The following is a 12,565-nucleotide window of genomic DNA, read 5'->3' on the forward strand; positions in this document are numbered from 1 at the left end:
GACCTATTTGCGCAGGCGCTCGATCAATCCGTTGAGCTCTTCCAGCGATCCAAACTGGATCGCCAGCTCGCCCATTTCCTCGGTGCGGCCATGGCGCTTGACGCGCTTTTTGACGCGCACCTCGACTTCGGCCGTGAGCAGGTCCGACAGCTCCTCTTCGACCCGGCGCAGGTCGCGCGACTTTTCCTTCTTGGGCTTGGGCGACACCAGGTTGAACTCGGCGCTGAGTTTCTTGACCAGGCTTTCGGCCTCGCGCACCGACATCTTGCGCGCCGCGATCTGGTTGGCGGCCGTGATCTGAGAGGCCTTTTCAAGCGCCAGCAGGGCCCGCGCATGGCCCATGTCGATGTCGCCGGCCATCAACATGGTCTGCACCGGATCGGTCAGGTTGAGCAGGCGCAGCAGGTTGCTGGCCGCGCTGCGCGAGCGGCCGACAGCCTGTGCTGCCTGCTCGTGAGTGAGCCCAAACTCTTTCACCAGGCGTTGCAGGCCATGGGCTTCTTCGAGCGGGTTGAGGTCTTCGCGCTGGATGTTTTCAATCAGCGACATGGCCGCGGCCGACTCGTCGGGCACGTCGCGCACCAGCACGGGCACGCTGTCCAGGCCCGCCAGCCTGGCCGCGCGGAAGCGGCGTTCGCCGGCAATGATTTCGTACTTGCCCTCGTTGGCACCCGCCTCCAGCTTGCGCACCAGGATGGGCTGCATGATGCCCTGGGCCTTGATGCTCTCGGCCAGCTCGTAAAGGGCACCCTCGTCCATGCGGGTGCGCGGCTGGTACATGCCGGGCACCATGTCCTCGAGCCGCAGCGATGCCGGCAGGCCGGGATGGCTGGCCACGCTGTCGCCGTTCGATTCGCTGACCTTGGGGCCCAGCAGCGCCTCCAGGCCGCGGCCCAGTCCCTTGGGTTTTTTGGTGACCATGTCGGTGGGTTCTTTCTAGTCTTTCATCAGGTCCTGCAGCAGCACATGGCCCTCGGGCCAGCTGCCCAGGCCCGAGTCGCCGTTGATGTGGCCGCAGTCTCCATAGTTCATGAACTGCGAGCCCCAGCAATGGGCAAACAGGCGGGCGCGCTCGAGCGCGCAATACGGGTCATTGCGGCTGGCCAGCAGCACGCTGCCGAACGGCAGCCGCGCCAGTTCGATCGGCGACCAGCCGGGCAGTTGCTCGCGCAACTCCTCGCGCTCCAGATCGGCGGGCGCCACCAGCAGCGCGCCCCTGACCCGATGGGTGTTCTTTGAAATCGCGGCCCAGGCCGCGGTCAGGATGCAGCCCATGCTGTGCGCCACCAGCACCGCCGGCTCGTCGCGAGACAGCACCACGTCCTCCAGCCGCGCGATCCAGTCGCCGCGCAGCGGATTCATCCAGTCGTGCTGTTCCACGCGGAAGTAGCCATGCTTGTGCTCCCACAGGCTTTGCCAGTGGGCGGGCCCGCTGTTTTGCCAGCCAGGCAGGATGAGAACGTTGGAAGGCTTCATTTGCTACTGTTTTGATAGCGCACAGTGGCCGCCCAGCCTGGACTCCAGCCCTGTTTGATGCATGAACACGGCAACCATCACATTTTCTGGATGCGTTCGACCATCTCTTTGGCGAAATCCACGAAGGCCTGGCTGCCCTTGGCCGCCGGGTCGAACACCACACCGGGCAAGCCATAGCTGGGCGCCTCGGCCAGCCGCACATTGCGCGGGATAACGGTGTCGAACACCTTGTCGGAAAAGTGCGCCTTGAGCTGGTCGCTGACCTGCTGCTGCAGCGTGATGCGCGGGTCGAACATGACGCGCAGCAGGCCGATGATGAGCAGGTCCTTGTTCAGGTTGGCGTGCACCTGCTTGATGGTGTTGACCAGATCGGTCAGGCCTTCCAGCGCGAAGTACTCGCACTGCATGGGCACGATCACGCCATGCGCCGCGCACAGGCCGTTGAGCGTGAGCATGCTCAGGCTGGGCGGGCAGTCGATCAGCACGAAGTCGTAATCAGCGTCGACCTCGGCCAGCGCCTGCTTGAGCCGCTTCTCGCGCCGCTGCACATCCACCAGCTCCACCTCGGCGCCCGCGAGTTCGCGGTTGGCGCCCAGCACGTGGTAGCCGCACTTCTCGGAAAAAGTCGCCGCCTCCCTGACCGACGCCGACTCCAGCAGCACGTCGTACACCGTGAGTTCGAGCTTGCGCTTGTCCACGCCCGAGCCCATGGTCGCATTGCCCTGGGGATCCAGGTCGATCATCAGCACCCGCTGGCCCACCTTGGCCAGGCCGGCCGCGAGATTGACCGTGGTGGTGGTCTTGCCAACGCCACCCTTCTGGTTGGCAATGCAGAAAATTTTGGCCATGAAGGAGTTACCGCGAAATGGCCAGCTTGACGCCAAAGCCGATCAGGAACACGCCCGCCACTTTTTCCAGCACACGCGTGATCACCGGATTGGCCCGCAGGCGCTCGGCCAGGTGGTAGGTCAGCAGCACCACGATCAGGCCATAGGCGAAGGTGAGCGCGGCAATCGTGGCCGCCATCACGCCAAAAGTCACCAGCCCCTGGTGCCGGGCTGGGTCCACGAACAGCGGGAAGAAGGCCATGTAAAACACGATCGCCTTGGGGTTGAGCAGCGTGATCAGCGCGGCCTGCCTGAAGTAGTGCCGCGGCTGGATGTTCAGGATGGGCTTGGCGCCCGGCTTGGCCGTGAGCATCTTGAAGCCCAGCCAGGCCAGATAGGCGGCGCCCAGCCACTGCACCGCATGAAAGGCCGTGGGGTACGCCACCAACAGGGCTGACACGCCGGCCACGGCCAGCCACATCAGCACCTGGTCGCCGGCAATCACCCCCAGGGTTGCCGCCAGGCCGCCGGCCCGTCCACCCTTGCTGGTGGAGGTGATCAGCGCGAGATTGCCCGGGCCGGGGATCGCCAGAAACAGGATGATCGCGGCCACAAAAGCGCCGTAGTCTGCAATGCCAAACATGGAAATTCCCCCGGAACGTGAGGGGTCGAGTTTACGTTACACCGGGGCCCGGGGCGCGTGCGCGAGCCGGTTCGATGCGCCTACTGTGGCCGCAGCCAGACGATGCAGCGCTCGGCGTCCAGCCCGGGCACGGTCAGAGGTTCCACGTGAAACACCGCGGCACGGGCCCCGACCGCCACCAGCTCCTCTGTGGGATGCCTGCCCTTCATGGCGAGCCAGACCCCGGCGGGCGCCAATGTCCCGGCCGACCAGCCGACAAAGTCCGCCAGCGAGGCAAAGGCCCGGGAGCAGACCACGTCGAAGGGACCGGTCAGGCTTTCCACCCGGGCGTGCAGGCCCGTGAGATTGGGCAACTTCAGCGCCGCCGCCACCTGCTGGATGAAGGCCGCCTTCTTGGCCACCGTGTCCACACAGGTCACAACCACCTCGGGGCAGCAGATGGCGATCACCACGCCGGGCAGGCCGGCACCCGAGCCTACGTCGAGCAGCCGCGCCGCCTGGCCGGCAAGCTGCCGGCGCAGCGGCGCGATGATGGCCAGACTGTCCAGCAGGTGGTGCGTGAGCATGTCGGCCGGCTCGCGCACGGCCGTCAGGTTGTAAACCTTGTTCCATTTCTGGATCAGAGCCAGATAGTCCAGAAGCTGCGCGACCTGCGCATCCGTCAAAGCGAGGCCCAGCACGTCCAGCCCACGCCGCAGACCCGGCTCCAGTTCAGGCAAGGTCGGCATGGGCAGCGTCGGGCTCGGGCGTTTTGTCAAAGCCCTTGAAGCGGCTTTTCTTGAGGTGGACCAGCAGCAGGGAGATGGCCGCCGGCGTGACACCCGAGATGCGCGAGGCCAGCCCCAGGGTCTCGGGCCGGTGCTTCAGGAGCTTTTGCCGCACCTCGATGCTGAGCGCCGTGACCTGCTGGTAGTCCAGGTCGTCGGGCAACCGCAGGTTCTCGTAGTAGGCGGCGCGCTCCACCTCCCCTTTCTGGCGGTCGATGTAGCCCGAGTACTTGGCCGCGATCTCGATCTGCTCGATCACCGGCTCGGCGAGCTCACCCAGGGCTTCACGTGAGACGCCGGCCACCGCAAACCGGCCGCCGTCCAGGCTCATGAGCTGGGCATAGGTCACATCGGGCCGCCGCAGCAGGTCCGCCAGGTTGTATTCATGCTCGATGGCCTTGCCCAGCACCCGCTCCGATTCCGCCGCCGGCAGGTTGCGCGGATTGACCCAGGTCGCCCTGAGCCGTTCGGTTTCACGTGAAACAGCGTCGCGCTTGCGGCAGAACACCTCCCAGCGGGCGTCATCCACCAGGCCCAGGCGACGCCCGGCCTCGGTCAGGCGCAGGTCGGCATTGTCCTCACGCAGCTGCAGGCGGAACTCGGCCCGGCTCGTGAACATGCGGTAAGGCTCGGTCACGCCCTTGGTGATCAGGTCGTCCACCAGAACGCCCAGGTAGGCCTCGTCGCGCCGGGGCAACCAGGCCGCCTCGCCCCGGCACTGCAGCGCGGCATTGATACCCGCGAACAGCCCCTGGGCCGCCGCCTCTTCATAGCCCGTGGTGCCGTTGATCTGGCCGGCAAAGAACAGGCCGGCAATCTGCCGCGTTTCAAAGCTGCTTTTCAACGAGCGCGGGTCAAAGTAGTCGTATTCGATGGCGTAGCCCGGCCGGAGGATGTGCGCGTTCTCCAGCCCCGCCATGCTGCGCACCAGCTCGTACTGCACGTCAAACGGCAGGCTGGTGCTGATGCCATTGGGGTAGTACTCATTGGTGGTCAGGCCTTCGGGTTCCAGGAAGATCTGGTGGCTTTCCTTGTCGGCAAAGCGGTTGATCTTGTCTTCCACGCTGGGGCAATAACGCGGGCCCACGCCCTCGATCTTGCCGGTGAACATGGGGCTGCGGTCAAAACCGCTGCGGATGATCTCGTGGGTGCGCTCATTGGTGTGCGTCACCCAGCACGACATCTGCCGCGGGTGCATGCTGGCCCGGCCCATGAAGCTGAACACCGGCACCGCGTCGCCCACACCGCCGGGCATGCCGTCGCCCGGCTGCTCGGTGCAGCGGCTGAAGTCAATGCTGCGGCCGTCCAGCCGGGGCGGCGTGCCGGTCTTGAGCCGGCCCTGCGGCAGCTTGAGCTCCTTGAGCCGCGCCGAGAGGCTCACCGCGGGCGGGTCCCCGGCGCGGCCCGCCGCATAGTTGTTCAGGCCCACATGGATCTTGCCGTCCAGGAAGGTGCCGGCCGTGAGCACCACGGCGCGCCCGCGAAACCGGATGCCCACCTGCGTGACGGCCCCCACCACGCGGTCGCCCTCGACCATCAGGTCGTTCACCGCCTGCTGGAACAGCGTGAGGTTGGGCTGGTTCTCGAGCCGGTGGCGGATGGCCGCCTTGTACAAAATGCGGTCGGCCTGCGCCCGCGTGGCGCGCACGGCCGGGCCCTTGGAGCTGTTGAGAATGCGGAACTGGATGCCGCCTTCGTCTGTGGCAATGCCCATGGCGCCGCCCAGTGCATCCACCTCCTTGACCAGATGGCCCTTGCCGATGCCGCCAATCGACGGGTTGCAGCTCATCTGCCCCAGCGTCTCGATGTTGTGGCTGAGCAGCAGCGTCTTGCAGCCCATGCGTGCGGACGCAAGGGCGGCTTCGGTGCCAGCGTGGCCGCCACCGACCACGATGACGTCGAATTCCTGAGGGTACAACATGGGGGTTCCAGAGCCAAAAGTGGCCCGATAATCAAAAAGCAAAGGCCGATCGCCCGCGATCCCTGCCCCAACAGCATTCGACGCGGCATACGGCCAACCCCTGATTTTCCCATTGATGCCGCCCTCCACGCAAACGCCACTCGCAGAGGCCCTTGCCAGCAAGCTGGGGCCACTCGCCGACGACCTGGCGGCCTGGGCGCGCACCGCCCGACGCTCGCTCCTGACCCGGGGCGAGCCCCTGCTGCGCGCCGGCGACATCTGGCAACACCTGTGGTGGGTGGAAGCCGGTGCACTGCGCCTTTTCTACCTCGACCGCGTTGGCACCGAGTCCAACAAGAACTTCTTTCTGCCTGGCGCCATGCTTTGGCCGGTCACACCCTGGCTTCGCGCGCAGCCTGCGGCGTTTCACGTGGAACCTCTGGAAGACAGCATCGTCTGGGCCCTGCCTCTGGATGGCGCCAGCGAAACAGCGCGGCGCGGCCCCGCATGGCAGGCCCTGGAGCACCACACCGTGTGCGCCCTGCTCGACGGCAAGATGCAGCGCGAACAAGCCTTTTTGCAGCACAGCGCCCAGGAGCGCTACGCCCTCCTGCTGGCACACCAACCCGACTGGGCCGCCCGCATCCCCCTCAAACACCTGGCCTCTTACCTCGGCGTCACCGATGTCACGCTGTCACGCCTGCGCGGCGGCATGGGGCTTATCAAAGGTTAAGGCGCGATGGCCCGATGGCGGACACACTGGGGCTTTCCTGTTCCCCGGAGCCTCCATGCGCCGATACGCCCAGACCCTCGCCCTGCCCCTTCACACCCTGGCCATTCTCTGGTTGGGACTGATGGCCGGGTTCTTCGCCACCTACAGCGCCAACGTGAATCTGGCGATGCTGCAAATGGACGGCCCCACCTACGCGGTGGTCCAGTCGGCCTTCAATCGCAACGTGCGGCACATGCTGTTCTTCAGCTTCTTCTTCGGGCCACCCGTATGGTGCGGGCTAGCCCTGTTGGCCGCGAGCCCTGAGCGCCGCCAGGCGTGGTGGGGGCTGTTGGCGGCCGCCGCCGCGATCTACCTGCTGGGCATCATCGTGTTCACCCACCAGGTCAATCTGCCGCTCAATGCCCAGACCGAAGCCTGGAGCCCACAAGCCCTGCCGCCGGACTGGGCCACCGTGCGCGATCAATGGAATGTCGCCAACCTGATGCGCACCCTGGTGAGCTTCGGCGCGTTTGCGCTGGCCCTGGTGGCACTTGCCTTGCGCGCAGGCCGTCCGCAGCGCTGACACTTCGCAGGATTCCTGCCCGCCGATGTGGTGCAATCGGGCCATGAAAATCCTCGTCTTCGCAGGCAGCACCCGCCAGCAGTCCTTCAACCGCAAGCTCGCCAAAGTCACGGCCGCCATGGCCACGGCCAGCGGCGCCGATGTCATGCACATCGAGCTGGCGGATTTCGACATCCCCATGTACAACGCCGACCTCGAGGCTCAGGGCACGCCGGCCGATGTGATCCGCCTCAAGCAGCTCATGCATGAGCACCCGGCCTGGATCATCTGCACGCCCGAGTACAACGCCAGCTACCCCGCCCTGCTCAAGAACACGCTGGACTGGGTGTCCAGCCCGGCCAAATCGCACCCCGAGTGGGGCGACGGCTTCAAGTCCAGCCGTGGCAAGGTCGTCGGTGTGCTGAGCGCCTCGCCCGGCGCGCTCGGCGGCCTGCGTTCGCAAAGCCACTTGGCGCCGCTGCTGGTCAACCTGCACTGCTGGCTGGCGCCGCAGAATTTCGCGCTCAGCCGCGCGGGGGACGCCTTTGACGAACAGGGCCAACTCAAGGACGAGCGCAACATCAAGGGCGTTCAGGCCGTGATCGACCAGGTCATCTGGGCCGCGGGCCGGCTGAACACGGCCTAGCGCGCCGGCGACCCGCCCGCCCATGGACTGCCGCCCCGGCTGCGGTGCCTGCTGCATCGCCCCCTCGATCTCCAGCCCCATCCCCGGCATGCCGCTGGGCAAGCCCGCTGGCGCACGCTGCGTCCAGCTGGACGACGCCCTGCGCTGCCGCATCTTTGGCCAGCCCGAACGGCCTGCGGTGTGTGCCCAGCTCAGGCCCTCGGCCGAAATGTGTGGCGCGAGCGCGGTGCAGGCCCTGCACTGGCTGACCCGGCTCGAAACCCAGACCCGCCCGGCGCCACAGGCAACCCGCAATACCTGAGCAGCGGGCCGGTCTTCAGCCGCGCGCGCCGTCCGCGCCCAATGCCTCCAGCAGCGGCAGCGACACAATCTCGATCCGGCCATAGCCCGCCGCCACCGCGCCCGCGGCCACCAGCGCCTGGAGCTCCTTGCTCAGGGTCTGGCGCGTCATGCCCAGCATCATCGCCAGTGACTCCTGCGACACCGGTACCACCGGCCGTGCTTCGGGGGTATGGGTGGCATCGCCGCGCGCCAGCAGCACCAGCCGCCGCGCCACGCGCGCGCGGGTGGACCGCAGCGTCGCGTCCTCCACCATGCCGTACAGCGAGCGGGTGCGCGCCGCGAGCATGCGGCACACCGCCAGCGCAAACGCATGGCGCTGCATCAGCCCGTCGAATGCCGCGCGGCCCAGCAGCAGCACCTCTGATGGCACCAGGGCCGTCGCGTCATGGGTGCGCGGCTGCTGGTCCAGCAACGAGACTTCGCCAAACCAGTTGCCGGCCTCCAGCACGGCAAGAATGGCCTCCTTGCCGTCCTCGCGCAGGCTGGAAAACTTGAAGCGCCCCTGCACCAGCCCGTAAAAGGCCCCGCTGCCCGCCGGCACCGCGTCGCCCTGGCGGAACAGCATCTCGCCGCGCTGCACCCGCACCGGCTCGCAGGCGGCCAGCATGGCACGCCGTTCGCGCAGCGGCAGCGCGCCAAACCAGGGGTTGGCCGACAGGCGGGCCAGCAGTTCTGGGCTCGATTTCATTGACGCGCGGGCGACAGCCGGGTGGAAGGGACTTCCCTTGATTGTTAAATTTTTGACAGTTAACCGTCAAGCAGAAGCCAAGAATCCGTGGCACAAGGAACCTTCCCCATGACGCAACCCACCACGCTCCAGCCGGGCCATGCCCGTGCCAGCTTCACCCGCATGCAGGACAGCACCCAGGCCGACTGGCAGGCCATTGCGGGCGAGTTCATGCAGTTCAGCCGGGGCCTGCCCGACCGGGTGATGGCCCACCTCAAAATCCTTGAGGGCGACTACGGCGGCTTCCCGGTGGACCGCTATACCCACTCGCTGCAGACCGCGACCCGCGCGCTGCGCGACGGCCGCGACGAGGAGTACGTGGTCTGCGCCCTGCTGCACGACATGGGCGACACGCTGGGTTCGTTCAACCACCCCGACATCGCCGCCGCCGTGCTCAAGCCTTTCGTGAGCGAGGCCAACCACTGGATGGTGCAGCACCACGGCATCTTCCAGGGCCATTACTTCTTCCATCACATTGGCATGGACCGCGACATGCGCGAGCAGTTTCGTGGCCACCCGCACTTTGCGCGCACCGAGGAGTTCTGCGCGCTCTACGACAACCCGGCCTTCGACGCCCGGGCCGAGACCCTGCCGCTGCGCGAATTCGAACCGATGTTGCGCCGGCTGATGGCCCAACCCGTCAACACCATCTACAAACCCACCCAGGCCGCCAAGGAGACCGCATGAACATCGCCTCACTCAAGGAAGTCGTCAGCGCCGAGGAATGGGCGCTGCGCGTGGACCTCGCTGCCTGCTACCGCCTGGTGGCGCTGTATGGCTGGAGCGACCTGGTCTTCACGCACATCAGCGCCAAGCTGCCCGAGTCGGTCAGCGGGCCCGACCACCACTTCCTGATCAACCCCTATGGCCTGATGTTTGACGAAATCACGGCGTCCAGCCTGGTCAAGGTCGACGGCCAGTGCAACAAGGTGATCGACTCGCCCTTCCCGGTCAACCCGGCGGGCTTCAACATCCACAGCTGCATCCACGCGGCGCGGCCCGACGCCGGCTGCGTGCTGCACACCCACAGCCGCGCCGGCGTGGCCGTGAGCGCGCAAAAGGGCGGCGTGCTGCCCATCAGCCAGCAGAGCACCTTTGTGCTGGCCTCGCTGGCCTACCACGCCTACGAAGGCGTGGCCCTGCGCGAGGACGAAAAGCCCCGCCTCACGGCCGACCTGGGCGACGCCAATTTCCTGATGCTGCGCAACCACGGCCTGCTGACCGTGGGCCGCACCATTGCCGATGCGTTCCTGAGCATGTACACCTTCGAGAACACCTGCCGCATCCAGATCGACGCGCAGGCCGGTGGTGAGCTGGTGCAGGTGGACCCGCGCATCCTCAAGGGCATGGGCGAAGTCATGAAGACCGCCACCGCGGGCCAGGGCGCCAACATTGCCTGGCCCGCGCTGCTGCGCAAGGTCGAGCGCGCGGACCCGGGCTACAAGAACTGAGCGAGCCGCAGAGGCGCGCCGGCCGGGGCGCTCAGGCGTCCTCGGCCAGCAGTTCGGCCTGCACGCGCAGCTGTGTCTCGCGGTCGCGCTCGTTCACGAAGATTTCCATGCGCGTCATGTTCACCGCGCCATAGATGGTGCTGAAGGCCACGTCCTTGGCATCGCTGCCCGTGCCGATGCGCACCAGCCGCTCCGGCTGCGCCATGCCCGTGGGGTCAAACAGCACCCAGCGGCCGCCGAGCCAGGCTTCAAACATGGCGTGGAAGTCCTGCGGCGGTTCGTCAAACCAGACATAGCCCACCACCAGCCGCGCCGGGACGTTCAGCGCCCGGCACAGCGTGATGCCCAGGTGCGCAAAGTCCCGGCACACGCCGGCGCGCTGCACGAACACGTCGCGCGCCGTGGTCATGGGGCCGGTGCTGCCCGGCAGGTAGGTGATCGAGTTGTGCAGCCACTGCTCCACCGCCCTGATGCGGCCCATGCCCGGCGGCAGGTGGCCAAACAGCTGCTGGGCCGCGCGCGACAGCGCATCGGACTCGCAGAACCGTGTGGGCATCAGGTATCGCAACACCGGATCGGGGATCTGGTGCACCGGCCCTTCGTCCAGGTCCTCGGGCACCGGCTGGGGCTCCAGCATGACGTCGGCCTGGTAGTTGACCATCAGCGGGCCCACGGGCGCCTCGAAGCGGATGAACCGGTTGCCTTCCAGCGCGTCATTGAAGCCATGCACCGACACGCCCGACGACACGGCCAGCCGCTCGCTTAGCAGGGTCTGGCCGGGCAGCTGGGCCGCCTCGATGTTGAAACAGAAATGCGCTGGCGCGAGTACGTCGTACTCCAGCACCACCTCCACGGTGGAGCGCGGCATCAGTCCAGCACCTTCTTGGCGGCGCCCACGCCCAGCGCGGCCAGGACCACGAAGACCACGGCAATCACCAGGAACAGGCCGAACAGGATCTTCGCGATGCCCGCGGCGCCGGCGGCAATGCCGCCAAAGCCCAAGGCCGCGGCAATCAGCGAAATCAGGGCAAAAATCAGGGCGTACTTCAGCATGAGAGGCTCCTTTCGCGGCATGAAGCCGCAGCAATGACACTGCCTCCCATGCTAGGAAAACCGCGCGTTCGCATTGATCAGCCGCCGTCGCACGGCGCTGTAGGACAAGCCGCTGTTCATGCGCGGCTGCCTGCGGGGACTAACGGCCCAACAGGCCCTTGAGGCCCTGCCCCAGCCGGTCACCCAGCTTGGCGCCAGCGCCGGTGCCCACGCCCGGCAGCACCGCCGTACCCAGCGCCGCGCCCAGCAGCGCCCCGCGCGTGAGCGTGACCTCCGGGGCGTCCAGCGTGCCGCCCACCACCAGCGGCACGCCCACGGCATGGCCCACCGCGCGCGCGGCCAGGTCCACGGCAATCCGCCCGCTGAGTTCGCGCTGCGGCGACACCGAGACATTGCCACTGGCGGTCAGCGCCCCCGAACTGGCCACCAGCTGGGTCAACTGGATGGCCCGGCCCTGCGTGGTGACCTGTCCGGCCAGTGTGTCCAGCCGGGTCACGCCACCGCGGCTCAGGCCCACGGTCCTCACGGCCTTGGCCAGATCAATCCCGTGCAGCACCGCATCGCGGACCGTGAAGCGGGTCTGCGTCTGCAGCACCGCCAGCAGGTCCCCGGCGCGCGCGGCGCGCGCCTGCAGGGTGGTGGAGGCCTCGAGCTTGCCGCTCAGGGGCGCCTGCGCCCCGGACGCCGGCGCGGCCAGCGCTGCAACCTCCACGCCCGAGGTGTCCAGCTTGCCCCTCAGCATCAGGTCCGGCCCGCCTTCGAGCTGCGCCAGCGTGACCGAGCCGCGCACCGTGCCACCCCCGATGGCCATTTCCAGGCCCCAGTCGCGCGCGCCCGAATTGGCACGGCGCAGGTTCACGCGCGAGCCTTCCAGGCGGCCCCGGACCACGTGAAGATCCACATCGCCCGGCAGGCCGTCGTCGTCCATGCGGGCCCTGGCATCCACCGTGCTGCGGTGGCCGGCCTTGTCGATCCAGGTCAGCTGCTGCAACAGCATGCGGCGCGGCAGTGCGCCGGAGTTTTCAGCCTTTTGGCCCGGGAGTCCAGCAGCGGCGGGCACTTTGCGCTCTCTTTTTTGTAGCGCATCGAGCAGGGCCTCAACCCCCTTCTGGGGCAGCTGCGCGTCGCGCACCACCAGCGTGGCCACCTCCAGCCGGCCCGCCAGCAGCGGGCCCCAGGCCGGGCGCGCCTGGACCCGCCCCAGGGTCAGCGGCGGCAGGGTCTTCAAGGCCACATCGTCCAGCGTGACCGCCGGCAGGGGCCACAGGGTCACCGACATGGCGGCAAACGTCACCGGCACGCCCAGTGCCTGCTGCGCAGCAGCCTGCGCGCGGTCCCGGAAATCGGCGCTCGCCAGCCAGCGCTGCAGGGCCAGGCCGGCCAGACCCGCCGTCAGCAGCCCTGCCACCACGAGGCCCAGCAAGATTTTGAAGATTCGGGACATGCGCCATTGTGAGCA

General features: G+C 67.4%; 16 protein-coding genes. 6 read left to right on the forward strand and 10 right to left on the reverse strand.

The window, feature by feature from the left end:
* Window positions 1-3: 3 nt before the first annotated feature.
* The 6 genes from KF796_01745 to mnmG form a co-directional block, all read right to left on the reverse strand.
* Window positions 4-921, reverse strand: a complete 918-nt coding sequence (locus tag KF796_01745) for a ParB/RepB/Spo0J family partition protein (GenBank protein MBX3585337.1) — start codon at window positions 919-921, stop codon at window positions 4-6.
* A gap of 15 nt (window positions 922-936) precedes the next feature.
* Window positions 937-1,476 carry a serine hydrolase family protein gene (locus KF796_01750; protein MBX3585338.1) on the reverse strand — a complete coding sequence of 180 codons (540 nt, stop codon included), beginning with the start codon at window positions 1,474-1,476 and terminating at the stop codon, window positions 937-939.
* A 77-nt stretch (window positions 1,477-1,553) separates the two neighbouring features.
* Window positions 1,554-2,324, reverse strand: a complete 771-nt coding sequence (locus KF796_01755; protein MBX3585339.1) for a ParA family protein — start codon at window positions 2,322-2,324, stop codon at window positions 1,554-1,556.
* 7 nt (window positions 2,325-2,331) lie between these two features.
* Window positions 2,332-2,946, reverse strand: coding sequence for a LysE family transporter (locus KF796_01760; GenBank protein MBX3585340.1), 615 nt, complete (start codon window positions 2,944-2,946; stop codon window positions 2,332-2,334).
* An 80-nt stretch (window positions 2,947-3,026) separates the two neighbouring features.
* Window positions 3,027-3,674: a 16S rRNA (guanine(527)-N(7))-methyltransferase RsmG gene (gene rsmG / locus KF796_01765; GenBank protein ID MBX3585341.1), complete on the reverse strand. Its 648-nt coding sequence runs from the start codon at window positions 3,672-3,674 to the stop codon at window positions 3,027-3,029.
* Window positions 3,658-5,634: a tRNA uridine-5-carboxymethylaminomethyl(34) synthesis enzyme MnmG gene (gene mnmG, locus KF796_01770; GenBank protein MBX3585342.1), complete on the reverse strand. Its 1,977-nt coding sequence runs from the start codon at window positions 5,632-5,634 to the stop codon at window positions 3,658-3,660. The genes rsmG and mnmG overlap by 17 nt, the downstream gene beginning before the upstream one ends.
* A 115-nt stretch (window positions 5,635-5,749) precedes the next feature.
* Between mnmG and KF796_01775 the strand changes: the two genes are divergently transcribed.
* From KF796_01775 to KF796_01790, 4 genes are read left to right on the forward strand one after another with little or no spacing between them, the layout of a single operon-like run.
* A complete protein-coding gene (locus tag KF796_01775) occupies window positions 5,750-6,346 on the forward strand; it encodes a Crp/Fnr family transcriptional regulator (protein MBX3585343.1) in 597 nt (198 codons plus the stop codon).
* 55 nt (window positions 6,347-6,401) lie between these two features.
* Window positions 6,402-6,908: a DUF1772 domain-containing protein gene (locus KF796_01780; protein MBX3585344.1), complete on the forward strand. Its 507-nt coding sequence runs from the start codon at window positions 6,402-6,404 to the stop codon at window positions 6,906-6,908.
* 43 nt (window positions 6,909-6,951) lie between these two features.
* On the forward strand, window positions 6,952-7,533 hold the full coding sequence (locus tag KF796_01785; protein MBX3585345.1) for an NAD(P)H-dependent oxidoreductase: 582 nt from the start codon (window positions 6,952-6,954) through the stop codon (window positions 7,531-7,533).
* 22 nt (window positions 7,534-7,555) lie between these two features.
* Window positions 7,556-7,834, forward strand: coding sequence for a YkgJ family cysteine cluster protein (locus KF796_01790; GenBank protein ID MBX3585346.1), 279 nt, complete (start codon window positions 7,556-7,558; stop codon window positions 7,832-7,834).
* Window positions 7,835-7,849: 15 nt separating this feature from the next.
* On the opposite strand, the gene KF796_01795 is transcribed toward KF796_01790, so the two are convergent.
* Entirely contained in the window at window positions 7,850-8,563 is a 714-nt protein-coding gene (locus tag KF796_01795) for a Crp/Fnr family transcriptional regulator (GenBank protein ID MBX3585347.1), read from the reverse strand.
* Between the two features lie 108 nt (window positions 8,564-8,671).
* Here KF796_01795 and KF796_01800 point away from each other — a divergent pair, with 108 nt between their 5' ends.
* Both KF796_01800 and KF796_01805 read left to right on the forward strand, forming a co-directional pair.
* Window positions 8,672-9,289, forward strand: coding sequence for a phosphohydrolase (locus KF796_01800; GenBank protein ID MBX3585348.1), 618 nt, complete (start codon window positions 8,672-8,674; stop codon window positions 9,287-9,289).
* A complete protein-coding gene (locus KF796_01805; GenBank protein ID MBX3585349.1) occupies window positions 9,286-10,053 on the forward strand; it encodes a class II aldolase/adducin family protein in 768 nt (255 codons plus the stop codon). The genes KF796_01800 and KF796_01805 overlap by 4 nt, the downstream gene beginning before the upstream one ends.
* Window positions 10,054-10,084: 31 nt before the next feature.
* On the opposite strand, the gene KF796_01810 is transcribed toward KF796_01805, so the two are convergent.
* The 3 genes from KF796_01810 to KF796_01820 all read right to left on the reverse strand — a co-directional run bounded on the left by KF796_01810 (window position 10,085) and on the right by KF796_01820 (window position 12,550).
* A complete protein-coding gene (locus tag KF796_01810; protein ID MBX3585350.1) occupies window positions 10,085-10,921 on the reverse strand; it encodes a transglutaminase family protein in 837 nt (278 codons plus the stop codon).
* Window positions 10,921-11,106 carry a DUF1328 domain-containing protein gene (locus KF796_01815; protein MBX3585351.1) on the reverse strand — a complete coding sequence of 62 codons (186 nt, stop codon included), beginning with the start codon at window positions 11,104-11,106 and terminating at the stop codon, window positions 10,921-10,923. Before KF796_01815 ends, KF796_01810 begins: the two co-directional genes overlap by 1 nt.
* Before the next feature lie 139 nt (window positions 11,107-11,245).
* Window positions 11,246-12,550 carry a hypothetical protein gene (locus KF796_01820; GenBank protein ID MBX3585352.1) on the reverse strand — a complete coding sequence of 435 codons (1,305 nt, stop codon included), beginning with the start codon at window positions 12,548-12,550 and terminating at the stop codon, window positions 11,246-11,248.
* Window positions 12,551-12,565: the final 15 nt, after the last annotated feature.

The organism is Ramlibacter sp., assembly GCA_019635435.1.
Lineage (GTDB): Bacteria > Pseudomonadota > Gammaproteobacteria > Burkholderiales > Burkholderiaceae_C > JAHBZM01.

What these genes read in the sequence shown, in the direction of transcription:
- KF796_01745 (MBX3585337.1), bottom strand. Translation starts at nt 921, where the DNA reads ATGGTCACCAAAAAACCCAAGGGACTGGGCCGCGGCCTGGAGGCGCTG.
- KF796_01750 (MBX3585338.1), bottom strand. Translation starts at nt 1,476, where the DNA reads ATGAAGCCTTCCAACGTTCTCATCCTGCCTGGCTGGCAAAACAGCGGG.
- KF796_01755 (MBX3585339.1), bottom strand. Translation starts at nt 2,324, where the DNA reads ATGGCCAAAATTTTCTGCATTGCCAACCAGAAGGGTGGCGTTGGCAAG.
- KF796_01760 (MBX3585340.1), bottom strand. Translation starts at nt 2,946, where the DNA reads ATGTTTGGCATTGCAGACTACGGCGCTTTTGTGGCCGCGATCATCCTG.
- rsmG (MBX3585341.1), bottom strand. Translation starts at nt 3,674, where the DNA reads ATGCCGACCTTGCCTGAACTGGAGCCGGGTCTGCGGCGTGGGCTGGAC.
- mnmG (MBX3585342.1), bottom strand. Translation starts at nt 5,634, where the DNA reads ATGTTGTACCCTCAGGAATTCGACGTCATCGTGGTCGGTGGCGGCCAC.
- KF796_01775 (MBX3585343.1), top strand. Translation starts at nt 5,750, where the DNA reads ATGCCGCCCTCCACGCAAACGCCACTCGCAGAGGCCCTTGCCAGCAAG.
- KF796_01780 (MBX3585344.1), top strand. Translation starts at nt 6,402, where the DNA reads ATGCGCCGATACGCCCAGACCCTCGCCCTGCCCCTTCACACCCTGGCC.
- KF796_01785 (MBX3585345.1), top strand. Translation starts at nt 6,952, where the DNA reads ATGAAAATCCTCGTCTTCGCAGGCAGCACCCGCCAGCAGTCCTTCAAC.
- KF796_01790 (MBX3585346.1), top strand. Translation starts at nt 7,556, where the DNA reads ATGGACTGCCGCCCCGGCTGCGGTGCCTGCTGCATCGCCCCCTCGATC.
- KF796_01795 (MBX3585347.1), bottom strand. Translation starts at nt 8,563, where the DNA reads ATGAAATCGAGCCCAGAACTGCTGGCCCGCCTGTCGGCCAACCCCTGG.
- KF796_01800 (MBX3585348.1), top strand. Translation starts at nt 8,672, where the DNA reads ATGACGCAACCCACCACGCTCCAGCCGGGCCATGCCCGTGCCAGCTTC.
- KF796_01805 (MBX3585349.1), top strand. Translation starts at nt 9,286, where the DNA reads ATGAACATCGCCTCACTCAAGGAAGTCGTCAGCGCCGAGGAATGGGCG.
- KF796_01810 (MBX3585350.1), bottom strand. Translation starts at nt 10,921, where the DNA reads ATGCCGCGCTCCACCGTGGAGGTGGTGCTGGAGTACGACGTACTCGCG.
- KF796_01815 (MBX3585351.1), bottom strand. Translation starts at nt 11,106, where the DNA reads ATGCTGAAGTACGCCCTGATTTTTGCCCTGATTTCGCTGATTGCCGCG.
- KF796_01820 (MBX3585352.1), bottom strand. Translation starts at nt 12,550, where the DNA reads ATGTCCCGAATCTTCAAAATCTTGCTGGGCCTCGTGGTGGCAGGGCTG.